The 24869-nt window shown below is 60.3% G+C and carries 23 protein-coding genes; 7 read left to right on the plus strand and 16 right to left on the minus strand.

The window, feature by feature from the left end:
* Positions 1-16: 16 nt before the first annotated feature.
* From hscB to uvrB, 6 genes are all read right to left on the minus strand, one after another.
* Entirely contained in the window at positions 17-535 is a 519-nt protein-coding gene (gene hscB / locus AC1DUR_RS01095; RefSeq protein WP_477716946.1) for a Fe-S protein assembly co-chaperone HscB, read from the minus strand.
* A gap of 87 nt (positions 536-622) precedes the next feature.
* Entirely contained in the window at positions 623-946 is a 324-nt protein-coding gene (gene iscA, locus AC1DUR_RS01100) for an iron-sulfur cluster assembly protein IscA (RefSeq protein WP_011483105.1), read from the minus strand.
* 29 nt (positions 947-975) lie between these two features.
* Positions 976-1362, minus strand: coding sequence for a Fe-S cluster assembly scaffold IscU (gene iscU / locus AC1DUR_RS01105; RefSeq protein WP_477716947.1), 387 nt, complete (start codon positions 1360-1362; stop codon positions 976-978).
* Between the two features lie 46 nt (positions 1363-1408).
* On the minus strand, positions 1409-2626 hold the full coding sequence (locus tag AC1DUR_RS01110; protein ID WP_477716948.1) for an IscS subfamily cysteine desulfurase: 1218 nt from the start codon (positions 2624-2626) through the stop codon (positions 1409-1411).
* A 99-nt stretch (positions 2627-2725) separates the two neighbouring features.
* Positions 2726-3262, minus strand: coding sequence for a Fe-S cluster assembly transcriptional regulator IscR (gene iscR / locus AC1DUR_RS01115; protein ID WP_477717222.1), 537 nt, complete (start codon positions 3260-3262; stop codon positions 2726-2728).
* A 278-nt stretch (positions 3263-3540) separates the two neighbouring features.
* Positions 3541-5661: an excinuclease ABC subunit UvrB gene (uvrB, locus tag AC1DUR_RS01120; RefSeq protein WP_477721086.1), complete on the minus strand. Its 2121-nt coding sequence runs from the start codon at positions 5659-5661 to the stop codon at positions 3541-3543.
* Positions 5662-5860: 199 nt separating this feature from the next.
* Here uvrB and AC1DUR_RS01125 point away from each other — a divergent pair, with 199 nt between their 5' ends.
* Both AC1DUR_RS01125 and AC1DUR_RS01130 read left to right on the plus strand, forming a co-directional pair.
* Entirely contained in the window at positions 5861-7057 is a 1197-nt protein-coding gene (locus AC1DUR_RS01125) for an amino acid aminotransferase (protein ID WP_477716950.1), read from the plus strand.
* The gene (locus tag AC1DUR_RS01130; RefSeq protein ID WP_477716951.1) at positions 7030-7629 is read left to right on the plus strand and encodes a nucleotidyltransferase family protein; all 600 of its coding nucleotides are present in this window, start codon (positions 7030-7032) and stop codon (positions 7627-7629) included. Before AC1DUR_RS01125 ends, AC1DUR_RS01130 begins: the two co-directional genes overlap by 28 nt.
* A gap of 136 nt (positions 7630-7765) precedes the next feature.
* Here the strand turns inward: AC1DUR_RS01130 and ygiD are convergent, their stop codons facing one another.
* A complete protein-coding gene (gene ygiD, locus AC1DUR_RS01135; protein ID WP_477716952.1) occupies positions 7766-8620 on the minus strand; it encodes a 4,5-DOPA-extradiol-dioxygenase in 855 nt (284 codons plus the stop codon).
* Between the two features lie 342 nt (positions 8621-8962).
* Here ygiD and AC1DUR_RS01140 point away from each other — a divergent pair, with 342 nt between their 5' ends.
* The 4 genes from AC1DUR_RS01140 (at position 8963) to rsxB (ending at position 13640) form a co-directional block, all read left to right on the plus strand.
* Entirely contained in the window at positions 8963-10432 is a 1470-nt protein-coding gene (locus AC1DUR_RS01140) for a polyhydroxyalkanoate depolymerase (RefSeq protein ID WP_477716953.1), read from the plus strand.
* 221 nt (positions 10433-10653) lie between these two features.
* Positions 10654-12291 carry a hypothetical protein gene (locus tag AC1DUR_RS01145; protein WP_477716954.1) on the plus strand — a complete coding sequence of 546 codons (1638 nt, stop codon included), beginning with the start codon at positions 10654-10656 and terminating at the stop codon, positions 12289-12291.
* A gap of 29 nt (positions 12292-12320) precedes the next feature.
* The gene (locus AC1DUR_RS01150; protein ID WP_477716955.1) at positions 12321-12902 is read left to right on the plus strand and encodes a hypothetical protein; all 582 of its coding nucleotides are present in this window, start codon (positions 12321-12323) and stop codon (positions 12900-12902) included.
* 72 nt (positions 12903-12974) lie between these two features.
* Positions 12975-13640: an electron transport complex subunit RsxB gene (gene rsxB / locus AC1DUR_RS01155; protein WP_477716956.1), complete on the plus strand. Its 666-nt coding sequence runs from the start codon at positions 12975-12977 to the stop codon at positions 13638-13640.
* Positions 13641-13711: 71 nt separating this feature from the next.
* On the opposite strand, the gene cuyA is transcribed toward rsxB, so the two are convergent.
* From cuyA to scpA, 9 genes are all read right to left on the minus strand, one after another.
* Entirely contained in the window at positions 13712-14749 is a 1038-nt protein-coding gene (gene cuyA / locus AC1DUR_RS01160) for a D-cysteate sulfo-lyase (protein WP_477716957.1), read from the minus strand.
* Between the two features lie 86 nt (positions 14750-14835).
* Entirely contained in the window at positions 14836-15306 is a 471-nt protein-coding gene (locus tag AC1DUR_RS01165; protein ID WP_477721087.1) for a VOC family protein, read from the minus strand.
* A gap of 167 nt (positions 15307-15473) precedes the next feature.
* Complete coding sequence (locus tag AC1DUR_RS01170) at positions 15474-17522, minus strand: acetyl-CoA carboxylase biotin carboxylase subunit (protein ID WP_477716959.1); 2049 nt, start codon at positions 17520-17522, stop codon at positions 15474-15476.
* 2 nt (positions 17523-17524) lie between these two features.
* Positions 17525-17821 (minus strand): helix-hairpin-helix domain-containing protein, encoded by a 297-nt coding sequence (locus tag AC1DUR_RS01175; protein WP_477716960.1) that lies wholly within the window; start codon positions 17819-17821, stop codon positions 17525-17527.
* A 24-nt stretch (positions 17822-17845) separates the two neighbouring features.
* Positions 17846-18748, minus strand: a complete 903-nt coding sequence (locus AC1DUR_RS01180; protein ID WP_477716961.1) for an alpha/beta fold hydrolase — start codon at positions 18746-18748, stop codon at positions 17846-17848.
* A 34-nt stretch (positions 18749-18782) separates the two neighbouring features.
* Positions 18783-20315: an acyl-CoA carboxylase subunit beta gene (locus AC1DUR_RS01185; protein WP_477716962.1), complete on the minus strand. Its 1533-nt coding sequence runs from the start codon at positions 20313-20315 to the stop codon at positions 18783-18785.
* Positions 20316-20346: 31 nt separating this feature from the next.
* On the minus strand, positions 20347-21375 hold the full coding sequence (meaB, locus tag AC1DUR_RS01190; protein WP_477721088.1) for a methylmalonyl Co-A mutase-associated GTPase MeaB: 1029 nt from the start codon (positions 21373-21375) through the stop codon (positions 20347-20349).
* Complete coding sequence (locus AC1DUR_RS01195) at positions 21372-21845, minus strand: GNAT family N-acetyltransferase (RefSeq protein ID WP_477716964.1); 474 nt, start codon at positions 21843-21845, stop codon at positions 21372-21374. Before AC1DUR_RS01195 ends, meaB begins: the two co-directional genes overlap by 4 nt.
* Positions 21842-24013, minus strand: coding sequence for a methylmalonyl-CoA mutase (gene scpA, locus AC1DUR_RS01200; RefSeq protein ID WP_477716965.1), 2172 nt, complete (start codon positions 24011-24013; stop codon positions 21842-21844). Before scpA ends, AC1DUR_RS01195 begins: the two co-directional genes overlap by 4 nt.
* A gap of 178 nt (positions 24014-24191) precedes the next feature.
* Between scpA and AC1DUR_RS01205 the strand changes: the two genes are divergently transcribed.
* The gene (locus AC1DUR_RS01205) at positions 24192-24827 is read left to right on the plus strand and encodes a GntR family transcriptional regulator (RefSeq protein ID WP_477716966.1); all 636 of its coding nucleotides are present in this window, start codon (positions 24192-24194) and stop codon (positions 24825-24827) included.
* The last annotated feature ends 42 nt before the right edge of the window (positions 24828-24869 follow it).

The following is a 24869-nucleotide window of genomic DNA, read 5'->3' on the forward strand; positions in this document are numbered from 1 at the left end:
TTCTTCGGATGATTCTTCATTGTCCCAGCTGGTCGATGCGCGCATCCACCTCGCTGGCAAAACGCTCAATAAACATAAGGCTTCTGACCTGCTGCGCCGCAGCGGAAAAGTCCTTGTTGATGTCAAGAGCGTGCTCTATTTTTGATAGCTGCTTTTCCGCAGTCAATAAGGACTCGGAGGCAATATCCTCCAGGTCTTCAATGGTTTGGGCTTCATCCAGCGCTTCTCGCAACTGCATTTGCTGGACCAGGAAATCGTGCGGCATGGCCGTGTTTTTCTCGGCGTGGATCGGAGCCCCATGCAACTCGCACAGGTAGCCGGCGCGCTTCAAGGGGTCCTTGAGTCGCTGGTAAGCCTCATTAATGCGTACCGACCATTGCATGGCCACACGCTGGGCGGCCGCGCCTTGGGCTGCGAACTTGTCGGGATGGGCCTCGCGCTGCAGCTCTTTCCAGCGGGCATCAAGCGCGGCACGGTCCTGCGCAAAGCGCACGGGCACGCCAAACAATTCGAAATCGGTGGATTGGAGGTTCATGTCAAGAAAAAGCCGCCAGCACAGTCAGTGAAGGCGGCTCTGCGAAAACGGCTGTACTGGATGTCTGGGCTGGCGCAAGTGCGCCCGTCAAACCCGAAAGCTTTCACCACACCCACAGCGATCACGCTCGTTGGGATTGATGAACTTGAAGCCTTCGTTCAGCCCCTCACGCACAAAGTCGAGCTGGGTCCCGTCGATGTAGGCCATGCTTTTGGGATCCACCAGCACCTTGACGCCGTTGTCTTCGAACACCACATCTTCAGGCGCGATCTCGTCGGCATATTCAAGCTTGTACGCCAGGCCCGAACAGCCTGTGGTCTTGACGCCCAAACGCACGCCCACACCCTTCCCGCGTTTGGCCATATAGCGGGTCACGTGGCGGGCAGCAGCATCGGTGAGAGTAACGGACATTTCAATGACTCAAAAATTAGGCAGGGCTATCAGTGCGTGTGCTTTTGCTTGTAGTCGTTCACGGCAGCCTTGATGGCGTCTTCCGCCAGAATGGAGCAGTGGATCTTGACCGGCGGCAAAGCCAGTTCTTCGGCAATGGCACTGTTCTTGATACTTGCCGCTTCGTCCAGCGTTTTGCCCTTGACCCACTCGGTCACGAGTGAGCTGGAAGCAATCGCCGAGCCGCAGCCATAGGTCTTGAAACGCGCATCTTCAATCACGCCCGTGACCGGGTTGACCTTGATCTGCAGTTTCATGACGTCGCCGCACGCGGGGGCGCCCACCATGCCGGTACCTACCGTTTCGTCACCCTTTTCAAAAGAGCCGACATTGCGGGGATGTTCATAGTGGTCTACCACTTTTTCGCTGTATGCCATTTGTTTACCTCTTTAGCTGTCTGATCTGCTGATTTGGCGGGCCGATTCAGTGGGCTGCCCACTGGATGGTGGACAGGTCAACCCCGTCCTTGAACATCTCCCACAGGGGGGACAGTTCACGCAACTTGGCCACGTTTTCCTTGATGGTGGCGACCGCATAATCGATTTCTTCCTGGGTGCTCCAGCGGCCAATCGTCATGCGCAGGCTGCTGTGCGCCAGCTCGTCGCTGCGACCCAGGGCACGCAACACATAGCTGGGCTCCAGACTGGCTGAGGTACAGGCCGAGCCACTCGATACAGCCAGACCCTTGATGCCCATGATCAGCGATTCGCCCTCAACATAGTTGAAACTCATGTTCAGGTTGTGCGGCACGCGCTTTTCAGCATGTCCATTGAGGAACACTTCCTCCACATCCTTGAGACCGTTGAGCATGCGCTCGTGCAGGGCGGCGATGCGCTTGTTCTCTTCGTGCATCTCTGCTTTGGCAATGCGGTAAGCCTCGCCCATGCCCACGCACTGATGCGTAGGCAAGGTGCCGGAGCGCATGCCGCGCTCGTGGCCTCCACCGTGCATCTGGGCCTCCAGGCGCACGCGGGGCTTGCGGCGCACATACAGCGCCCCAATGCCTTTGGGGCCGTAGGTCTTGTGCGAGGTCAGGCTCATCAGGTCCACCGGCAGCGTCGCCAGGTCGATGTCCACGCGGCCAGTCGCCTGCGCAGCATCTACATGGAAAATAATTCCCCGTTCGCGGCACAGGGCGCCAATCGCAGGGATGTCCTGGATCACGCCAATTTCGTTGTTGACGTACATGACGCTGACCACAATGGTGTCGGGCCGCATGGCGGCCTTGAGGGCCTCCAGGTCAAGCAGGCCATCGGCCTGCACATCCATATAGGTGACTTCAAAACCCTGACGCTCCAGCTCACGGCAGGTGTCAAGCACAGCCTTGTGCTCGGTCTTGACCGTGATGAGGTGCTTGCCCTTGGTCTTGTAGAAATGGGCGGCACCTTTAAGCGCCAGATTGTTGGACTCGGTCGCACCACTGGTCCAGACGATCTCGCGCGGATCGGCGCCAATCAGTGCGGCAACCTGCTCGCGCGCTTTTTCAACGGCAGCTTCTGCTTCCCAACCCCAGGCATGGCTGCGGGAAGCCGGATTGCCGAAATGCTCGCGCAACCAGGGAATCATGGCATCCACCACTCGCGGATCGCACGGGTTGGTAGCGCTGTAGTCCATATAAATAGGAAAGTGTGGGGTATCCATTTAGCTAGCTTTTTTAATTCACAAGGTTGGCTGGCAGCTCAAAACGACGACCTCAGTTCATCCGCAGGTCGACACCGGCAAAATACCGCGTTAAGGCCCTCAGGATTTGGAAAATGCGTTCCCCAGGGCGAATACGGAGTTGGGCGCATTGACGCGGATGGGTTTGACCACCGGTGCAGCAAAAACGGCCTTTTTCACCTGAGGAGTATTCTCGACCACCACGCCTTTGGCCAACTGGTCTTCCACCAGTTTTTGCAAAGTCACGGAATCAAGGAATTCCACCATGCGGCTGTTCAGGGAGGCCCACAGCTCATGCGTCATGCAGCGCCCGCCGTCACCCAGGCAATTCTCCTTGCCACCGCACTGGGTCGCGTCGATCGGCTCGTCCACCGACACAATAATGTCGGCAACGGTGATCTCCGAGGCCTTGCGGCCCAAGGTATAGCCACCACCAGGACCCCGGGTGGACTCCACCAGCTCATGCCGGCGCAATTTGCCAAAGAGTTGCTCAAGATAGGACAGGGAAATCTGTTGACGCTGGCTGATGGCAGCCAAGGTGACCGGGCCACTATTCTGGCGCAGTCCCAAATCAATCATCGCAGTGACCGCAAAACGGCCTTTGGTTGTGAGGCGCATAACAAGCTCCTTTAAGTTGGCTTGACTGTCGTTTTCACCCTGAAAGCTTGTGACCCTCAGAGAACTCGTCCTCCAGCAGCCCAGGTCAGTCAACGGGGTGTCGCAGGGGCTCTTTTTGTTGCCAGGTTGTTCTTGACTGTTTTCGTCAAGTATAACATAGGCGCGATTTCTGCATGGGTATGCCCCCTGGGACGGGTAGTAACCCGTAGCAGGCGGCATTTTTGCACCATTTAGGTGCAAAATAATCACGCAAGTGCTGACGCGACGGCGCAGACAAACTACCGCTGGCCTGAGCCTGCAGCGGCAATAACCGCGACATTGTCCACGCCCGGCGCGCCAAAAGCCTGCTCTTTCAGTATGTGCAACTGGTCGCGGATCCTGGCGGCTTTCTCGAACTCCAGGTTTTTGGCGTGCTCGATCATCTGCTTTTCCAGACGCTTGATTTCCCGCGCGATGTCTTTCTCGCTCATGTCCTCCACCAGCGCTTTTTGCATTTCGAGCTTTTCCGCTTCCTTGCCGGATTTTTCGCTGTATACGCCGTCAATCAGGTCTTTGATGCGCTTGACCACGCTGCGCGGGGTGATGCCGTGCTCGAGGTTGAAGGCGATCTGCTTGTTGCGGCGTCTTTCCGTCTCATCCATGGCCTTTTTCATGGAGTCCGTGATGCGGTCGGCGTACAAAATGGCGCGGCCGTTCAGGTTTCGGGCGGCTCGGCCAATGGTTTGAATCAGGCTGCGTTTGGCCCGTAAAAAGCCCTCCTTGTCGGCATCCAGGATGGCAACCAGCGAAACCTCGGGAATATCCAGCCCCTCGCGCAGCAGGTTGATGCCGACCAGCACGTCAAACGCGCCCAGCCGCAGGTCGCGCAGGATTTCCACCCGCTCCACCGTATCCACGTCGCTGTGCAGATAACGCACTTTCACCCCGTTGTCGCCAAGGTAATCGGTGAGCTGCTCGGCCATGCGCTTGGTCAGCGTGGTGATCAGCACCCGTTCGTTCCGCTCGACCCGGATGCGGATCTCCTGCAGAACGTCATCAACCTGGTGGGTTGCCGGCCGCACTTCAACCTCGGGATCCACCAGGCCCGTGGGCCGCACCACCTGCTCGACCACGTTGCCGGCATGCGCCTGCTCGTAAGCCGCGGGTGTGGCCGATACAAATATGGCCTGCCGCATCTTGGACTCGAACTCTTCAAACTTGAGCGGCCGGTTGTCCAGCGCGCTGGGCAACCGAAAACCATACTCCACCAGCGTGGTCTTGCGCGCCCGGTCGCCGTTGTACATGGCGTTGAGCTGCCCGATCATGACGTGGCTCTCGTCAAGAAACATCAGCGCATCCTTGGGCAGGTAGTCACACAGCGTCGACGGCGGCGAGCCCGGCGCGGCGCCGCTCAGGTGGCGGGTGTAGTTTTCAATCCCCTTGCAGTGCCCGATCTCGCTGAGCATTTCGAGGTCAAACCGGGTGCGCTGCTCGATCCGCTGGGCCTCGACCAGCTTGCCGTCCGCAATAAACTGGCCCACCCGTTCTGACAGCTCCAGCTTGATGGTTTCCACCGCCGTCATGACCTTGTCGCGCGGCGTCACGTAGTGGCTCTTGGGATACACCACAAAACGCGGAATTTTCTGCCGGATACGCCCGGTGAGCGGATCAAACAGCTGCAGGGATTCAATCTCGTCGTCAAACAGCTCGATGCGGATGGCCAGCTCGGAATGCTCGGCCGGAAAAATGTCGATCACATCGCCGCGCACCCGGAAAGTGCCGCGCGCGAAATCCTGCTCGTTGCGGGTGTACTGCATGCGGATCAGGCGGGCAATGACGTCGCGCTGCCCCATCTTGTCGCCAATACGCGCAATGAAGCGCATCTGGGTGTAGTCCTCAGGCGCCCCAATGCCATAAATGGCGCTCACCGTGCCGACGATGATGGTGTCGCGGCGCTCCAGCACGCTCTTGGTGGCTGAAAGGCGCATCTGCTCGATGTGCTCGTTGATGGCCGAGTCTTTTTCAATAAAGAGATCGCGCTGCGGCACGTAGGCTTCGGGCTGGTAGTAATCGTAATAACTGACAAAATATTCCACCGCGTTCTTCGGGAAAAACTCCCGGAACTCGCTGTAAAGCTGTGCCGCCAGGGTCTTGTTCGGCGCAAACACGATCGCGGGGCGCCCCAGGCGTGCAATGACATTGGCCATCGTGAACGTCTTGCCGGAACCCGTCACGCCCAGCAGGGTCTGAAACACCTCGCCATCGTTGATACCCTCCACCAGTTGGGCAATCGCGGTCGGCTGGTCGCCCGCCGGCGGGTAAGGCATGAACAACTCAAAGGGCGAATCAGGAAAGCTGACAAATTCTCCGGCAGGGGATAAATCAGGCAAATCCGTAATGACTTCAGTGACTTCTGGCATAGAACCTCAATCTGGGCCCGTTAAAATCAAGGGCAACTAAACAGAATACGACATTCGGACGAAATCTGAAATAACAAGCTCAAAACCCCCGAAATGCCCGCTCCGCAGTAAACCCAGTAAAACCGGCCTGCCTGCATTGATTGCTTCTTCCGCTCTCTTCCGCTGATTCTTTCTTTCATTACTTCCTGAGGATTTTTTCATGTCTTTGTTTACCGCTGTCGAAATGGCCCCGCGTGACCCGATTCTGGGCCTGAACGAGCAGTTCAACGCAGACACCAACCCGGCCAAAGTCAACCTCGGGGTAGGTGTTTATTTCGACGACAACGGCAAGCTGCCGCTGCTGCAATGCGTGCAAGCCGCTGAAAAAACCATGATGGCCACGCCAACGGCCCGGGGTTACCTGCCGATTGACGGTATTGCCGCTTATGACGCGGCCGTCAAGGGCCTGGTATTTGGCGCCGACAGCGAACCTGTGACCTCCGGCCGTATTGCCACGGTCCAGGGCATCGGCGGCACCGGCGGCCTGAAGATCGGCGCAGACTTTCTCAAGCACCTCAACCCCGATGCCAAGGTGCTGATCAGCGACCCCAGCTGGGAAAACCACCGCGCCCTGTTCACCAATGCAGGCTTCACGGTCGACACCTACGCCTACTACGATGCGGCCAAACGCGGCGTGAACTTTGAAGGCATGCTGGCCAGCCTGAACGCCGCCGCACCCGGCACCATCGTCGTGCTGCACGCCTGCTGCCACAACCCGACCGGCTATGACATCACACCCGCCCAGTGGGACCAGGTGATTGCCACGGTCAAGGCCAAAGACCTTGTGACCTTTCTTGACATGGCCTACCAGGGCTTTGGCTACGGTATTGCCGAAGACGGCGCCGTCATCGGAAAATTCGTGGCTTCCGGCCTGGATTTCTTCGTCTCCACGTCCTTCTCCAAGAGCTTCAGCCTCTATGGTGAGCGCGTCGGCGCCCTGAGCGTGCTGTGCAAGAGCAAGGAAGAAGCCGCCCGCGTGCTGAGCCAGCTCAAGATCGTGATCCGCACCAATTACTCCAACCCGCCCATCCATGGCGGCGCGGTGGTCGCTGCGGTGCTGAACAACCCCGAATTGCGTGCGCTGTGGGAAAAGGAACTCGGCGAGATGCGGGTTCGCATCAAGGCCATGCGCCAGAAACTGGTCGACGGCCTGAAGGCCGCTGGCGTCAAGCAGGACATGAGCTTTATCACCACCCAGATCGGCATGTTCAGCTACTCCGGCCTGTCCAAAGACCAAATGGTGCGCCTGCGCAACGAGTTTGGCGTGTACGGCACCGACACCGGCCGCATGTGCGTGGCCGCGCTCAACAGCAAGAACATCGACTACGTTTGCGCGTCCATCGCCAAGGTCATCTAAGCGCCGTGCCGGCCGACGGCGAACAGTTCGCCCGGGACGTGCTTGAGAACCCGCACAACCGCGCGATCCTGGATCGCCTTCCCCGCCTGAACCTGCCCGATGCCTGGCTGGTGGCGGGCTGTCTGTTCCAGACCGCCTGGAACCTGCGTTCAGGCCGCGAACCCGGGATCGGCATCAAAGACTATGACCTGTTCTATTTCGACGCCACCGACCTGTCGGAGTCGGCCGAAACCCGGGTCAACCAACAGGTTCAGGCCTGCTTTTCCGACCTTGGCGTGCTGATCGAGGCTAAAAACCAGGCCCGCGTCCATACCTGGTACGAAGCGTATTTCGGTTTCCCCTACCCGGCCCTGCGCAGCTCGCGCGAGGGCATAGACCGTTTTCTGGTGCGCTGCACCTGCGTGGGCTTGAAGCCGGGCCCTTCAGGCCTCGAGCTTTATGCGCCAAACGGCCTGGACGGACTGTACCAAGGGCTTTTGAGCCCCAACCCGCTGTGCAACCATCGCCCGCTGTTCGAGCAAAAGGCGCTGGACTATCAGGCACGCTGGAGTTGGCTCGAAATCCGCCACTAGACAGCTTGCTGGCCGCCTTGAGATTTTCTTGACGAAAAAACGGCTGCAACCCCCTGAATAGATACACATCATGCTGTCGAATTAATAGCAAATTCAGGACAGCCTGAGCACTGGGCATGAAGGCCCTTTGCACTAATTACCCCCAAATGGCCGAGCGCATCGAGATCGAGCCGGCCTGAAAACTCGTGTTGAAAAAACGCATCGGCTCCCGGGCCTCGACGGCTCCCGCCGCGTATAACAGCGGCAGATAGTGCTCGTGGGTCGGGTGGGCCATTTTGGCCACCTGCCCGAGCTTCTGGAAACCCTGCAGGGCGGCGAGGTTACCCTGCTGCAGGTAGCCGCCAATCGTCTGGTCAAATTCCAGGGCCCAATCGTAGGCTTGGCTGCCAGTGGCACCCCGCTGCATCTGGCGCAGGTTATGGACGATGTTGCCGCTGCCCACGATCAGCACGCCCCGGTCGCGCAGTGGCTTAAGCTGCTGCGCCAGCGCATAGTGGTCCTCGGGCGCCCGGCTGTAATCCATGCTGAGCTGAATGACCGGGATGCCCGCATCGGGAAACATGGGCTTGAGTACCGACCAACTTCCGTGGTCCAGTCCCCATTCACCCACGTCCAGCCCCAGCGGTGCCGAGGCGCGCTGCCGCACCAGCAGGCTGATGGCCTGCGCCGCCGCGGGGTCGCCCGGTGCAGGGTATTGCTGGTCAAAGAGCTCCTGCGGAAAACCGCCAAAGTCATGGATGGTCTTGGGCTGCGCCATGGCCGTCAGCCACCAGCCTTCGGTCAGCCAGTGCGCGGAAATGCACAGAATCAGTTGCGGACGGGGCCACCTGGAGCCGAATTCGCCGCCCAGAGCCTGCCAGCTACGCCGGTATTCGTTGTCGCCAAGCACGTTCATGGGACTGCCATGGCCCAGAAAAAACACCGGCATTCTTTCTGATTTCTTCAGGGCTGCTAGCCGGTCCAGCGTGGCGGCGTCAGGGATGGGAAGCATGGGTGTTTTCCTGTAGCGGGGTGTTGCAGCACCGGGGACATTACCGGTTCGCAAACATGTTCAGATATTAAGCCTTGCAAACAGGGACTTGTTGCCAGCGGGACAAGGCGGCAAGTTCTTTTTGGGGAATAGGGAGGACCGGAGGCCGAAGACGAACCACCAAATGAAGTCAGCAGCCCCACACAAGTGGCACTTTGGCCGAATCCCTGTTAAAAACGGCCCCAAATGGGTAGTACCCCTCAGGCCTGAAGGGGTCAACGCCTGTTATATTGCACTGCAACATGCACCGATTTCGCACAGATTTCGCCCCAGATTAATCCAGAAATTACGAAGGTTTGTCCCATGCTCTACCAAGTCTATGAAGCCCAGCGCACGTTGATGGAGCCCTTTGTTGATTTTGCGCAAGCGGCTGCGAAGCTCTACAGCAACCCCTTGTCGCCGATGGGGCAAAACCCTTTTGCGCAGCGTGTGGCCGCCGGCTACAGCCTGATTTACCGCTTGGGCAAAGACTACGAAAAGCCGGCATTCGACATCAAGACCGTCGATGTGAACGGCACGGATGTGACCATCCACGAACGGGTGGAAATCAACAAGCCGTTTTGCGAGCTGCGCCGCTTCAAGCGCTTCACCGACGACCCTGCCACGCTGACCGGCCTGAAGGGCGAGCCGGCGGTGCTGATCGTCGCGCCGCTGTCGGGCCACTACGCCACCTTGCTGCGCGACACCGTCAAAACCATGCTCAAGGACCACAAGGTCTACGTCACCGACTGGAAAAACGCCCGCACAGTCCCCCTGTCCGAGGGTTCTTTCCACCTCGATGACTATGTCAATTACGTGCAGGAATTCATTCGCCATCTCCAGGGCATTTACGGCAACTGCCATGTCATCAGCGTCTGCCAGCCCACCGTGCCGGTGCTGGCGGCCATTTCGCTGATGGCGTCGCGCGGCGAGCTGACCCCCCTGAGCATGACGATGATGGGCGGGCCGATTGACGCGCGCAAGTCGCCGACCGCGGTCAACAACCTGGCAATGAACAAGAGCTTTGAGTGGTTCGAAAACAACGTGATCTACCGGGTGCCCAGCAACTTCCCGGGTGCGGGACGGCGGGTCTACCCCGGCTTTTTGCAGCATACCGGGTTTGTAGCCATGAACCCCGACCGCCACGCCAGCAGCCACTACGACTATTTCAAGGATCTGCTCAAGGGCGACGATGCCAGCGCGGAAGCCCATCGCAAGTTTTACGACGAATACAACGCGGTGCTCGACATGGACGCCGATTACTACCTTGAGACCATCAACACCGTATTCCAGGAGTTCAAGCTGGTCAACGGTACCTGGGATGTCGTGGGTGTGGACGGCAAGATCGAACGCGTACGCCCCGAAGACATCAAAACGACAGCCCACTTCACCATTGAAGGTGAACTGGACGACATTTCCGGCTCTGGCCAGACCGAAGCCGCCCATGACCTCTGCTACAACATTCCGAAGGCCCGCCAGAAACACCTGGAAGTCAAAGGCGCCGGGCACTATGGCATCTTCAGCGGCCGCCGCTGGCGCGAGATCGTTTACCCGCAGGTCAAAGCCTTTATTTTTGAGCAACACGGCCAGCGCAAGGCCGCCAACACATCACCTCCTCTGGCTGCACAACCGGCAAAGCCAGCCGCGCCATCGGGCGGCACGGCGAAACGCCATACCGGCAAAGTGGCCGCAGTAGCTGCCTCAAAGGCAAAACCAACGGCAAAACCAACCGCAAAAGCGGCGGCAAAACCGTCAGGCCGTGGAGCCACAAAGACGGTGCGCAGAACAAGCTGATCAAAACAAGCTGCTCTGGTGTTTGAACTTTACGAAGCCGCTTCACCCTAAACCTGGATAGCTGCTGCCGGTGCGGGCACGGGTTCAGGATTGAGTTCAAGCAATGCACCGCCGGGCCGGGTAACCAATGAATGGCATGAGGCCCTGGCATGAAGGGGCCGCGCCGTGACGGCGAACCTTGTCGTGGCGCCTGTTGATACTTCGTTCGAGGATAAGCAAAAATGCGACAACTGGCGGGTGCCTGTGTGCTGTGTTTCCTGCTGGCAGCCTGCGGTGGCGGTGGCGGCGGGTCCTCCAGTTCCGGCACAGGCGGCCCGACGGTGGTCAGCGGCAAGGTCACCTTCGATTTCGTGCCCGTCGCACTCACAGGCGCGCTTCCGCGGCTCGACTATGACCACACGGCCCGCCGGCCTGCGCGTTCAGTCGTCGTTGAGGCGGTCGATGCGGGCGCCCAGTCGATCCTGGCCACGGCCAGCACCAATGCCGCAGGCGACTACACCTTTACCCTGGCAGCTGGACGAACCGTGTTTATTCGCGCAAAAGCCACCATGAAGGCGATTGGCGGCAATGCAGCCGACATATCGGTGATCGACAATACCAGTGCCGGTGCGCAGTGGGCCATTGACGGCGCCCCCTTTGCAACCGGCGTCAGCCCCGCCTTGACCCAGAACCTCCACGCCGCCTCGGGCTGGAACGGCAACGCCTACATCGATGCCGAGCGTGCCGCGGGCCCGTTCGCGATTCTGGATACGATTTACCAGGCCGCCCAGAAAATCATCTCGGTAGATCCGGCCGTCAGCTTTCCCAAACTGACTGTGAACTGGAGTCCCAACAATGTTGCGTCAAATGGCGATGTTGCATTGGGACAAATAGGGACATCGTCTTACCAGCGTTCGACAAGCGGCAACACCGTGCTCCGCAACCTCTACTTCCTGGGATTTGCCGACAACGACACCGACGAGTACGACACGCATGTGGTGGCGCATGAACTCGGGCACTACCTGCAGGAAGCCTTCGCACGCGACGACTCGGTGGGTGGCCTGCATGGGGGGCCCGACGACCCCCTTGACCTGCGCGTGGCGTTCTCGGAAGGCTGGAGCAACGGCTGGTCGGGCATTGCGCTCAACAACCCGATTTACTCAGACACGATTGGGCCCAGCCAGGCCAGCGGCGGCAGTTTCAATGTGTCCGTCGGCGAAAGCACAAACCCGGGCTGGTTCAAGGAACACAGCGTGGAAAAGATGTTCTGGGATTTCAGCAACCACGCGTCGATTGGCTTCAGCCAGGTCTGGAGCACCCTGAAGACGGGGCTGAAGGTTTCAGCCGCTCTCTCCAGCATCCACTCATTTGCCCGGGTGCTTGCAAATGACACGTCCAACAATGCTCTCGTCGCCAGCATTCTGGCCACGCAGAGCATCGCTCTACCCACGACACCCTATGCCGACAATGAGACCAACTTCGGCAGCCCGGTGATTGCCAACATCAATCCGATCTACCTCACCTATGGTTCGCTCAATACCGTCCTCGCCAATGTGTGCGTGGGCAATGCGGTCGATCCCTACCTTGACGCCAACAAGGCGGGGGAATATCGCCACGTCCGCCTGACGCTGCCGGCGGGCAACCGCACCGTCGTTGTCGCGCAAAGCAGCAGCACCACCAATGTGAGCGATCCCGACTTCGTCCTGTACAACAGCGCGGGCCGGCTGCTGGAGGCCAACGGGACCGTGTCCAATTCAGAAACGGCGAACTGGAATCTGCCGGCTGGTGACTATGTGCTGGCCATCACCGATTTCAGGCTTTTCCGCCCGACGTCCAGCGGCGGCAATACCAGCGCCTGCTTCAGCCTGACGGTGCAGTAACCAGGACGCCGTGGGCCCAGGAGTTCGCCATGAAAAATAGCCAGGTTCTTTCCCCCTTCCCTCCTCGKTCCCCTCTTTCCCCCCTCATCCCGGTCTGTGTGCTGGCCTGCATGCTGTCCTCACCTGCCCTTGCCGGGGGCAGCATGGTAGCCGGCCAGCTCGTACCGGCCGAACAGCAAGTCGCCGGGAAGCCGGTACAGGCCACCACCGGGCTGGCGCGTACGGCCAAGACCAACATGGGCGTTCGCATCCGTTATGCCGTCGACAGTCCCACCGTGGGCGGTCGAAGCCAGGTGCGCCTGAAGGTGCAGCGCCCTGCCTCCGGACAGCCACTGACCATCGAACTGGCTCCCAGCGGCGGCCTGCGCCTGGACAGCAACCTGCCGGCGAGCAATGCGGTGCAAACGGCGGCGTCAGTGGACTATGTGCTGAGCCTGGTGCCGCAAAGCGAAGGACTGCATTACATTCATGTGTACCTTCGGTCCGGGGAAATGGCCGAAGCGCTGGCTATCCCGGTGCAGGTCGGAAAAACGAAAAAGAACACCAAGGCGGCAGACATAAAAACAATGCCCGACGGCCAACGCGTGATTTCCATTCCGGCCCAGCAATAAGCCGACCCGATCAAACAATTCCCCACACCGGCCTGAACAAGGGCTTATCATCTCCGGCCGCCGCACACCCCCATGAACGACTTGACTGCCCGACTCCATGCCGCATTGCCGCAAACGCAGTGCACCCGCTGCGGCTATCCCGACTGCGCGGCCTATGCGCAGGCTATTGCCAGCGGCGAAGCCGCCATCAACCAGTGCCCGCCCGGCGGCGCCGAGGGTATCCAGCGGCTGGCAAGCATCACCGGGCTGCCCGTTCTGCCACTGAACCCCGTGCACGGCACCGAAGCCCCGCGGGGGGTTGCCATCATCGACGAAGCCTGGTGCATAGGCTGCACGCTGTGCATCAAGGCCTGCCCGACCGATGCCATTGTGGGCAGCAACAAAATGATGCACACCGTGATTGAGCCTTATTGCACTGGCTGCGAGCTCTGCATCCCGGTGTGCCCGGTCGACTGCATCAGCCTGGAAAATGTCACGGGCACGCGTACCGGCTGGGGTGCCTGGTCGCAGGAAGCGGCCGACACCGCCCTCGCACGCTACTCTTTTCACAGCAAAAGACTGGGGAAAGACGAGGTTGAGGTCGCCCAAAAACCTGAAAGTGCGGAGAAAAAACCAGAGCTTCCGGCTGCGGGCCTGCCTGCACGGCCAGAGTCGGATACCGCTATCGTGGAGCGCAAGCGTGCGGTGATTGAAGCGGCGCTGGCCCGGGCCCGGGCACAGCGACAAAATAAACCATAGCCGAAAAATTCGGGCAGGCCACGACACAAGCTCGGGCCAAGCCCTTCACCTGCTCCGGCTACTCAGGCCACTCAAGCCCGCAATTCAGTCAGGCCCAAAACCTCGGCCTCATAGGCATGCAGCGAAGGTGCCCCGCCGGTGTGGATGAACAGCACGTTTTCATCCTGCCGGAAATAGCCCTTGCGGGCCAGTCCGATCAGCCCTGCCATGATCTTGCCGGTGTACACCGGGTCCAGCAAAATTGCCTCGGTGCGCGCCAGCATTTGCACGGCCTCGACCATGGCCTGGTTGGGCACCGAATACTTGGGCCGCCACCAATCGCCAAAACTCACGACCGCTTCGCGCGGAATGGTCATGTTCAGGCCCAACAGGTCAGCCACGGCCTGGGCTTCCTTGTGCACGAGAGGATCCTGGTCCGCCGGGTCGCGGCTCACGCCAATGCCGATAAGAGGAATGTGGATGTGGTTACCCAGGAAGCCGGCCAGCAGGCCGCCGTGCGTACCCGAGCTGCCGGAGCCCACGACGATCTTGTCGATCTGCACGCCCTGCTCGAAAAACTGTTGTTGCAGTTCCTGCGCGCAGGCCACGTAGCCCAGGCCGCCAACCGCGTTGGAACCACCACCCGGCACGATATAGCCCTTGCGGCCTTCTTTGGCCAGGTCGGCGGCGACTTTTTGCATGGCCTCCATCATGTTGGTACCCGCAGGCACGACGGTAATGGCCTCGACGCCCAGCAGGCGGAAGAGAAAGTTGTTTCCGCTGGCCTCTGGCTTGTAGCTATTGGGCACCCGTTCTTCAATCACGAAGCGGCATTTGAGCCCTTCCTTGATGGCGGCGCACAGCGTGGCGCGGCAATGGTTGGACTGTGGCGCGCCGCAGGTAATCAACGTGTCGGCTCCCTGGGCCAGTGCGTCGGCAGCCAGGAACTCCAGCTTGCGCGTCTTGTTGCCGCCGGGCGTCAGGCCCAGCATGTCGTCGCGCTTGATCCAGATATTGGGGCCACTGCCGGAGGGGCAAGTGGCGCGGAGTGCTTCAGTGAAGCGGGGCAGAAACTCCAGCGGCGTTGGCCCCTGAGTGTAACGACGGCGAGGGAAACGGCTCAAATCCATGAAACGATGCTCCAGACGAATCGGTTTTATAAAAAAGCAGCCTGTATTGTGCCGCCTGCCCGATTCGCCCACCGGTGCGGGGCCGTTCAGCCCATGGCGGCAAATGCCTTGATCACTTCCGGCGGCGCCTGCACCATCTCGATCAGCACACCTTCTCCCGAAATTGGAAACTCGCCATTTGATTTCGGGTGCAGGAAGCAGATGTCAAAGCCGGCGGCCCCCTTGCGTATGCCGCCTGGGGCAAAACGCACGCCCTGCGCCGTCAGCCATTCCACCGCCTTGGGCAGGTCGTCAATCCAGAGCCCGACATGATTGAGCGGCGTGGTGTGCACGGCCGGCTTTTTCGCCGCGTCCAGCGGCTGCATCAGATCCACCTCGACCTTGAAGGGGCCGCTGCCCATGGCGCAAATGTCTTCATCGACATTCTCGCGCTCGCTGACAAAATTGCCGGTGACTTCCAGGCCCAGCATGTCGACCCACAAGGTACGCAGACGCTCCTTGCTGGTTGCACCTATGGCGATCTGCTGGATGCCCAGCACTTTAAAGGGACGCGTCATATTATTTTCCTCAACGAACAATCATCGCCGCCGATCAACCCGAGGTGACAGGCGCGGGCTGTCTTATCCAAGCAAGGGCCGCGGAACCGGCTTCGCCGGGCCGCAGGCGCAGTGGCCCCCTCGGGGGGCAGGAAGCTACGCAAAGCGAGCGACCGTGGGGGCCACATTCATGCGAACTCCACAATAGGCTGGTCCACTGCCAACGACTCACCCTTCGCTGCAAGCACCTTGCCGACCACGCCGTCAGCCACGGCAAACAGCACGTTTTCCATTTTCATGGCTTCAATCACCGCGACCCGTTCCCCGGCCTGCACCTTCTGCCCCGGTTGCACGGCCACTTCGACGAGCAGGCCTGGCATCGGCGACAGCACATAGCGGCTCATGTCTGGAGGCGCCTTGTAGGGCATCAGGGCATGAAGCTGTGCGGCACGAGGCGACAGCACCAGGGCATCCAGCCGTGTGCCGTTGTGCGCAATGCGGATGGCCAACGGGTTTTTGCCCACGCCGCGCTCAACCTGGGCCGCGAAGGGCTGGCCGTTCGCCGTGCCACGGATGCGGGCGCCGCCCAGATGCCAACCGCTACATATTTCATAGCACTTGTCACCTGTTTCCACGACGCTGGAGCCAGACTCCGCTTGATAATCCCGAACCAGCGCCGGACGCGGGCTGTTCTGCCCGTCCGCCCCCAGGCTGATGACCACAAACTCTTCCCCCACCGTCAAGCCGTGGCCCGGCAGCTGGCCGCTGATGCCCGCAGCCCGGCCCAGCAAGCGGCGATTCACATAGGCTGCCAGCGCCACCAGGAAGTCCGGGTCGTCATGTGGCACATCCTCGGCACGAAAACCCTTGCCATAGTTTTCCGCGATAAATCCGGTATTGAAATCCCCCGCGACAAACTTCGGGTGCGCCAGCAGCGCCGCCTGGAACGGGATGTTGCTGCTGATACCGCGGATCACAAATGCATTGAGCGCCTCGCGCATTTTGGCAATCGCATCGTGGCGGTCCTTGCCATGCACGATGAGCTTGGCAATCATCGAGTCATAGAACATCGGGATTTCGCCGCCATCCTGCACGCCGGTGTCGACCCGCACGCCAAAGAGTTGCGAGGGGTCGGCTGAAAACATGGTTTGTTTGGGCGGCTGGAAGCGCACCAGGCGCCCGGTGCTCGGAAGGAAACTGCGGAATGGGTCTTCCGCGTTGATGCGGCATTCGATGGCCCAGCCATTGCGCTGAACGTCTTTTTGTTCGATCGGCAGTTTCTCGCCGGCCGCCACGCGAATCATCAGCTCCACGAGGTCCAGCCCGGTGATGCACTCCGTTACCGGATGCTCCACCTGCAGGCGAGTGTTCATTTCCAGAAAGTAAAAGCTCTGGTCCTTGCCAACGACGAACTCCACGGTGCCGGCGCTCTGGTATTTCACCGCCTTGGCCAGCGCCACCGCCTGCTCGCCCATGGCCCGGCGCGTGGCGTCGCTGATGAAGGGCGACGGCGCCTCTTCAATGACCTTCTGGTGGCGGCGCTGGATCGAGCATTCTCGCTCGTTGAGGTACACCACATTGCCGTGGCTGTCGCCCAGCAACTGGATTTCAATGTGCCGCGGCTCTTCAACAAACTTTTCAATAAAAACGCGGTCGTCGCCAAAGCTGCTGCGCGCCTCGTTTCGGCAAGAGGTAAAGCCCTCCAGCGCCTCCTTGTCATTAAAGGCCACCCGCAGGCCCTTGCCGCCACCGCCTGCGCTGGCCTTGATCATCACCGGGTAACCAATCCCCCTGGCAATCTCCACCGCTTTTTCGGCGGTTTCAATGGCATCGTTCACACCGGGGATACAGTTCACGCCTGCTGCACCCGCCAGTTTTTTCGATTCGATCTTGTCGCCCATCGCGGCAATCGAATAGTGCTTGGGCCCAATGAAGATGATGCCCTCTTCCTCCACCCGCTTCGAAAACTCGGCGTTTTCGCTCAGAAAGCCGTAGCCGGGATGTATGGCCTGCGCACCCGTCTGCTTGCAGGCAGCAATGATTTTGTCGGCCTGCAAATAGCTCTCGCGGCTGGGCGCCGGGCCGATGTTGACAGCTTCGTCGGCGAGCTCCACATGGCGCGCGTCCTTGTCAGCGTCGGAATAGACGGCAACCGTCTTGATGCCCATCTTGCGGGCGGTCTGGATGACGCGGCAGGCGATCTCTCCCCTGTTAGCAATCAGTATTTTCGTAAACATGTTTATCTCCTATCGTGTTTTGCCAGCAGCGCCTTGCGCTCTGCCGTGAAGTCCCACCAAGGTTGGCGTGGACCACCATTCATGAATTTCTTGGCTGCCATAAAAGTATCGAGTACACAGGGGTCATGGCGATGGCCCATGGGGGTGCGCAGGGCTTCAAACACCGCCAGCGGGTCCATGTGTGCCACATCCGCCGGCGTGTTGATGCCAACCGATTGCAGGTCTTGTGCAATCGACGCGCCGATGTTCGGAATGTCCGTCAAGACTTTGGCGCGGGCGGCGGTTTCGGCTTTGGGCATGGTGAGTCGTTGAGCTGGGCAATCTCAAGCGTGCTTGTAGCGGGCCATCTGTGACAAGAGCGTCTGAACGAACAGTTGCGGGTTTTCCAGATCAGGGAAATGACCGCAATCGTCAAACCGGACGACCTCGGCATGCGGGACATCGCGCAGGATAGCCAGCGGGTCGGTCAGCCGATGCGAGCGGTCTTGACTGCCCCACAGCACGGTGCAGGGTGTGCCGATACCTTGGGTGGCATCGACGGACTCGCCTATCAAACCTTGCACCACACCAGCCAGACTGAAGCAGCCGCCGCAGCGCAAGGCGTGGCGTGCTGTTTGTTGAAATGGCGCGCCGTCGGTCGTCTTGGGCAATGCAATGCGGTACCAGGACACCGCCATTTTTTGCCGAAATACCCGACTCACCAGCTGCCCCAGCACGGGCACCGTCAAAGGCCGTGGCACGACCCGCTCAGTCCAGCGGTGCATGGCCTCGACCGATGGCGTTTGTGACAGCAAAAGACTGGCGACGCGATGCGGCGCGCGCTGTGCCACCCGCATTGCGTAGAACCCATTGGCGCAGCTCAAAGCCAGCGTCGCTTTGGCGATATTCAGCTGATCCAGAACCGAGAGGATGGCCGCTGCGCCTTGTTCCAGCGAGTGGTCATACGCTGCACTCGGCGCTGAAAATCCAAAGCCCGGCATGTCAAAACACACCACGCGCACCTGCGGCGCCAACAAGGCGAACAAGCCCTGGTAATGCTCAAGCACGTTCGGGCCGTCGGGGGCCATGACAACGCAAGGCTTGTCACCCCCAGAGTCAAATACGCGCATCGTGCCGGCGGGTGTCTGCAGCCACCGCGTGTTGAGCGCAGGTGATTGAATTTGACGATGTTGCTTGACGGACCCTGCGGCCAGTTTGGCGTCAAGCCAGATGCTCAGGCTGGCCATGTCAAAGGAACGCTCATGGGTTTGGCGATTTGCATCACAGCGGAATATTCCCGTGCTTGCGCCACGGGTTCTCGATCTTCTTGTCACGCAACATGACCAGCGAACGGCAAATGCGTTTGCGCGTTTCGTGCGGCAGGATCACGTCGTCGATAAAGCCGCGTGCACCGGCGACAAACGGATTGGCAAAGCGGGCTTTGTATTCCGCCTCTTTGGCCGCCAGCTTGGCCGGGTCGCCCTTGTCTTCGCGAAAAATGATTTCCACCGCGCCCTTGGCGCCCATCACGGCGATCTCGGCGTTGGGCCAGGCAAAGTTCACGTCGCCGCGCAAATGCTTGGAACTCATCACGTCGTAGGCACCGCCGTAGGCCTTGCGGGTGATGACCGTGATCTTGGGCACGGTGCACTCAGCATAGGCGTAAAGCAGCTTGGCGCCGTGCTTGATGATGCCGCCGTATTCCTGGCTGGTGCCGGGCATGAAACCTGGCACGTCGACAAACGTAATGACCGGGATGTTGAATGCATCGCAAAACCGCACAAAGCGCGCGGCCTTGATCGAGCTCTTGATATCCAGGCAGCCTGCCAGCACAAGCGGCTGGTTGGCCACGATGCCGACCGACTGGCCCTCCATGCGCGCAAAGCCGATGACGATATTTTTGGCGTACTCGGGCTGGATCTCGAAGAAGTCGCCATCGTCCACAGTCTTGACGATCAGCTCCTTCATGTCGTAGGGCTTGTTGGGGTTCTCGGGCACCAGCGTGTCCAGGCTCAGGTCCATCCGCCCGGCCGGGTCGGCGCTGGGGCGCACCGGGGCTTTCTCGCGGTTGTTCAGCGGCAGATAGTTGTAGAGGCGGCGCAGCATCAACAGTGCTTCGACGTCGTTCTCGAAGGCCAGGTCGGCCACGCCACTGCGGGTGGTGTGCGTGATGGCACCCCCCAGTTCCTCGGCGCTCACCTCTTCGTGCGTGACGGTCTTCACCACTTCGGGGCCGGTGACGAACATGTAGGAACTGTCCTTGACCATGAAGATGAAGTCGGTCATGGCCGGTGAGTACACCGCGCCGCCCGCGCTGGGCCCCATGATCATACTGATCTGCGGGATCACGCCGCTGGCCATCACGTTGCGCTGGAACACGTCGGCATAGCCGCCCAACGAGGCTACGCCTTCCTGGATGCGCGCGCCGCCCGAGTCGTTCAGGCCAATCACCGGCGCGCCGACCTTCATGGCCTGGTCCATCACCTTGCAGATTTTCTCGGCATGGGCTTCGCTGAGTGCACCGCCGAATACCGTGAAGTCCTGGCTGAAGACAAACACCAGCCGGCCGTTGATCATCCCGTAGCCGGTGACCACGCCGTCGCCGGGAATCTTGTTGTCGGCCATGCCGAAGTCAGTGCAGCGGTGCTCGACAAACATGTCCCATTCTTCAAAGGTGCCTTCATCGAGCAGCAGCTCCAGGCGCTCACGCGCGGTGAGCTTGCCCTTGCCATGCTGGGCGTCAATGCGCTTCTGACCACCGCCGAGGCGGGCTGCAGCACGTTTTTTTTCGAGTTGTTCGAGGATGTCTTGCATGGTTTACTTTCTGTACCTTTTGAGATGCTCTTTATTTGATGGCTGCCGACGCACATCCCAATTGGGCTGCAAGCAGATTCCGTGCTGCGGTTGAGGCGGGGATGCTGCCGTTCTCCACCTGGGCCACCAGTGCGGGCAGCATCGCGCTGACGGCCGGGTCGTGCCTGAAAGCCTGCTTGAGCCCAGCATCGATGCGCTCCCACATCCACGACAGCGACTGGTGACGGCGGCGCTCCGCGAGCCTGCCATCGCTGGTTTGCAGGTTCTTGAACTGCGTCACCGCTGCCCAGAAGGCGTCGACGCCCTTGTTGTGCAGCGCACTGAGCTGGACGACCCGGGCATGCCAGTGTTTGTCGAACTCACCGGCCTGTGCGCTTCCCATGGCGTTGTTGACCAGGCCAAACAGGCGCATGGCCGAGGTGATTTGCGCCTCGGCACGCATGGCGGCATCGGCATCAAGGTCGGCCTTGTTGATGATCACCAGGTCGGCCAGCTCCATCACGCCCTTCTTGATGGCCTGCAGGTCATCGCCGGCATTGGGCAGCTGCATCAGCACGAACATGTCGGTCATGTTGGCGACGGCGGTTTCGCTTTGGCCGACACCCACGGTTTCGACAATCACCACGTCATAGCCGGCCGCTTCGCAAACCAGCATGGCCTCGCGCGTCTTCTCCGCCACGCCGCCCAGCGTGCCGCTGGACGGACTGGGGCGGATGTAGGCGCGCTCGTGGACCGACAGTTTTTCCATGCGGGTCTTGTCTCCGAGGATGGAGCCGCCGGAGACGGTAGAAGACGGATCGATGGTGAGTACGGCGACGCGGTGGCCCTGCGCTATCAAATACAGGCCCAGCACCTCAATAAAGGTGGACTTTCCCACGCCAGGCACGCCGCTGATGCCAAGGCGGAATGATTTGCCGGTGTAAGGCAGCAGGCTGGTGAGCAATTCATCGGCCTGGGCGCGATGGTCGGCGCGCGTCGACTCCAGCAAGGTAATAGCTTTGGCGATGGCGCGGCGCTGGGCCAGCGCCGCGCCGTGAATGATCGATTCAAGCRTGCTCACGCCGGCACTCCGCGTGATTGGGACCAGCGGTAATCCAGATCAAACTCGCTTTCGCCAACCTGAATGAATCCGTGACGCAGATAAAAGCGATTGGCTGCGCTTTGTTTCAGTGCAGACAATGTAATGTCACAGTCTTGCAGTCCAGCCTGCGCCTTGGCCCAATCCAGCGCCCATGCGCCTATGCCACCGCTTTGGAAAATGGGCCGGATGTACAAGTGATCCAGCTGCAAAGTGGGCGGCACCTGCCCGGATGCCGGACGCAGCGTGATGTAGCCCACACGCTGGCCGTCCTGCACAATGTGTCGCATGTATTCTGGCGCAAATCCAGCCTCCAGGCGCTCGCGCGCACGGGCCGGATCAAAGCGCCCCAAGCGCTCAAGACTTTCGCGCAGGGTCTCCATGCGAATTGCCAGCATCTCCTCGAAATCGCAGGCAGCAACGGGGGCAAGAGAGAGCATGACCTGGATCAAGCCTTCACCGCAGCCTTGATCTGCTCCAGCACATCCTTGGCACTGGCCGGAATCGGTGTACCCGGGCCGTAAATGCCCTTGACGCCTGCCTCGTAAAGCATTTCGTAGTCCTGCCGCGGAATCACGCCGCCGACAAACACGATGATGTCGTCGGCGCCCTGCTTCTTGAGTTCGGCGATGATGGCCGGCACCAGCGTCTTGTGCCCTGCAGCCAGCGTCGAGACGCCCACCGCGTGCACATCGTTTTCAATCGCCTGGCGGGCACATTCCTCGGGCGTCTGGAACAGCGGCCCCATATCGACGTCAAAACCCAGGTCGGCAAAGGCAGTAGCCACCACCTTGGCGCCGCGGTCGTGGCCGTCCTGGCCCAGTTTTGAAATCATCACGCGGGGCCGGCGGCCTTGCGCCTCGGCAAAGGCGTTGATTTCAGATTTGAGGGTTTCCCAGCCTTCGGCTGAGTCATAGGCAGCTGCATACACACCGGTCACCTTTTGCGTATCGGCGCGGTGGCGCCCGTAAACCTTCTCCAGTGCATCACTGACCTCGCCCACGGTGGCGCGCAGACGTACGGCCTTGATGCTCAGGTCCAGCAGGTTGCCGTGGTTATTTTCAGCCGCAGCGGTCAATGCGTCCAGCGCGGCCTGCACGGCGGCCCCGTCGCGGCTGGCCTTGATGGCCTTCAGGCGCTCAATCTGCCCGTCGCGCACAGCCACGTTGTCGATGTCGCGCGACTCAATCGCGTCTTCGGTTTTGAGTTTGTATTTGTTGACGCCGACAATCACGTCCTTGCCGCTGTCGATGCGTGCCTGCTTCTCAGCCGCGGCCGCCTCAATCTTGAGCTTGGCCCAGCCGCTGTCCACCGCCTTGGTCATGCCGCCCATGGCTTCGACTTCCTCAATGATGGCCCAGGCCGCATCAGCCATGTCCTGGGTGAGTTTTTCCATCATGTAGCTGCCGGCCCAGGGGTCGATCACGTGCGGAATGTGGGTTTCTTCCTGGATGATGAGCTGGGTATTGCGGGCGATACGGGCGCTGAACTCGGTCGGCAGCGCAATCGCCTCGTCAAACGAATTGGTGTGCAGGCTCTGCGTGCCGCCAAACACGGCGGCCATGGCCTCGATGGTGGTGCGCACCACGTTGTTGTAGGGGTCCTGCTCGGTCAGGCTCCAGCCGGAGGTCTGGCAGTGCGTGCGCAGCATGAGCGATTTGGGGCTCCTGGCGTTGAAGCCCTTCATGATGCGGCACCACAGCAGGCGCGCGGCCCGCATCTTGGCGACCTCGAGGTAGAAATTCATGCCGATGGCCCAGAAGAAGCTCAGGCGCCCGGCGAAATCATCCACGTCCAGGCCCTTGCCCAGCGCGGTTTTCACGTACTCTTTTCCGTCGGCCAGCGTGAAGGCCAGCTCCAGCGCCTGGTTGGCGCCGGCTTCCTGCATGTGGTAGCCCGAGATTGAAATCGAATTGAACTTCGGCATGTTCTGTGCCGTGTACTCGATGATGTCGCCGATGATGCGGATGCTGGGCTGGGGCGGGTAAATATAGGTATTGCGGACCATGAACTCCTTGAGGATGTCGTTCTGGATGGTTCCGCTCAATTGATCCTGCGAGACGCCCTGCTCTTCGGCGGCCACCACATAGCCGGCCAGCACCGGCAGCACCGCGCCGTTCATCGTCATCGAGACACTGACCTTGTCCAGCGGGATATGGTCGAACAGGATCTTCATGTCCTCCACACTGTCGATCGCCACGCCGGCCTTGCCGACATCGCCGGTTACCCGCGGATGGTCGCTGTCATAGCCGCGGTGCGTGGCCAGGTCAAAGGCGACCGAGACCCCCTGCCCGCCGGCAGCCAGCGCCTTGCGGTAGAACGCATTGGATTCTTCCGCAGTGGAAAACCCGGCGTACTGGCGGATCGTCCAGGGACGCACGGCATACATGGTGGCCTGCGGACCGCGGATGAAGGGCTCAAAGCCCGGCAAGGTGTTGGTGTAGGGCAGGCCCTCGATGTCCTCAGCGGTGTAAAGCGGCTTGACGCTGATGCCATCAGGTGTGTGCCAGTTCAGCGCACTCACATCACCGCCAGGCGCTGATTTGGCAGCCGATTTGGCCCATGCTTCGAGGCTGGCGGGATTGAAATCGGGCTGGGGGAAAGGTTTTTTGGAGCTCATGACGGGTGTGCGGCAAGAGGATCGAAGCACTCTATCGAACCACTTTACCTGTTTACCTTGCGTTTTAACAATTCGGCAAGTTTACATTATTTATAATTATTGATGCAAAATTCAGTTTGACGTAAGATACAACATCCGACGCCACCAGGCGTCACGTCAGCACCAACCAGTCACCCCTATGGCCGCAACGTCCCTCACCCCCCGAGCGCTTTATGAAGAAGTCGCTGAACTTTTGCGTCAGCGTATTTTCAACCGCGAACTGGCCCCGGGCAGCTGGATTGACGAGCTCAAGCTGGCGGAGGAATACGGCATCAGCCGCACCCCCCTGCGTGAAGCCCTGAAGGTGCTGGCCACCGAAGGGCTGGTCACCATGAAAGTGCGGCGCGGCGCCTACGTCACCGAGGTCTCCGAGCGTGACCTCGCGGACGTCTACCACCTGCTGGCCCTGCTGGAAAGCGATGCCGCAGGCGTCGTGGCCGCAGCCGCCACTGCGGCCCAGCTCAAGGAATTGCAGGGCCTGCACCAGGAACTGGAAAAAGCAGTGGTCGACCGCGAACGCTTTTTTCAGATCAATGAAGCGTTTCACATGCGCCTGCTCGAAATTGCCAACAACCGCTGGCGCGATCAGATGGTCGCCGACCTGCGCAAGGTGATGAAGCTCAATCGCCACAATTCCCTGCTCAAAACCGGGCGCATTGAAGAATCGCTGCAGGAGCACCGGGCCATCATGCAGGCGCTGGCGGCGCGCGACGCCGAGGGCACGGCGCAACGCATGCGCGAACATTTCAAAAATGGACTGGAAGCGGCAGCTTAGGAAAGAGAAAGTCCTGCCGGGCGGCCTCTCGCTCCCGACCAC

It is taken from the genome of Polaromonas sp. P4_F4 (genome assembly GCF_056401355.1).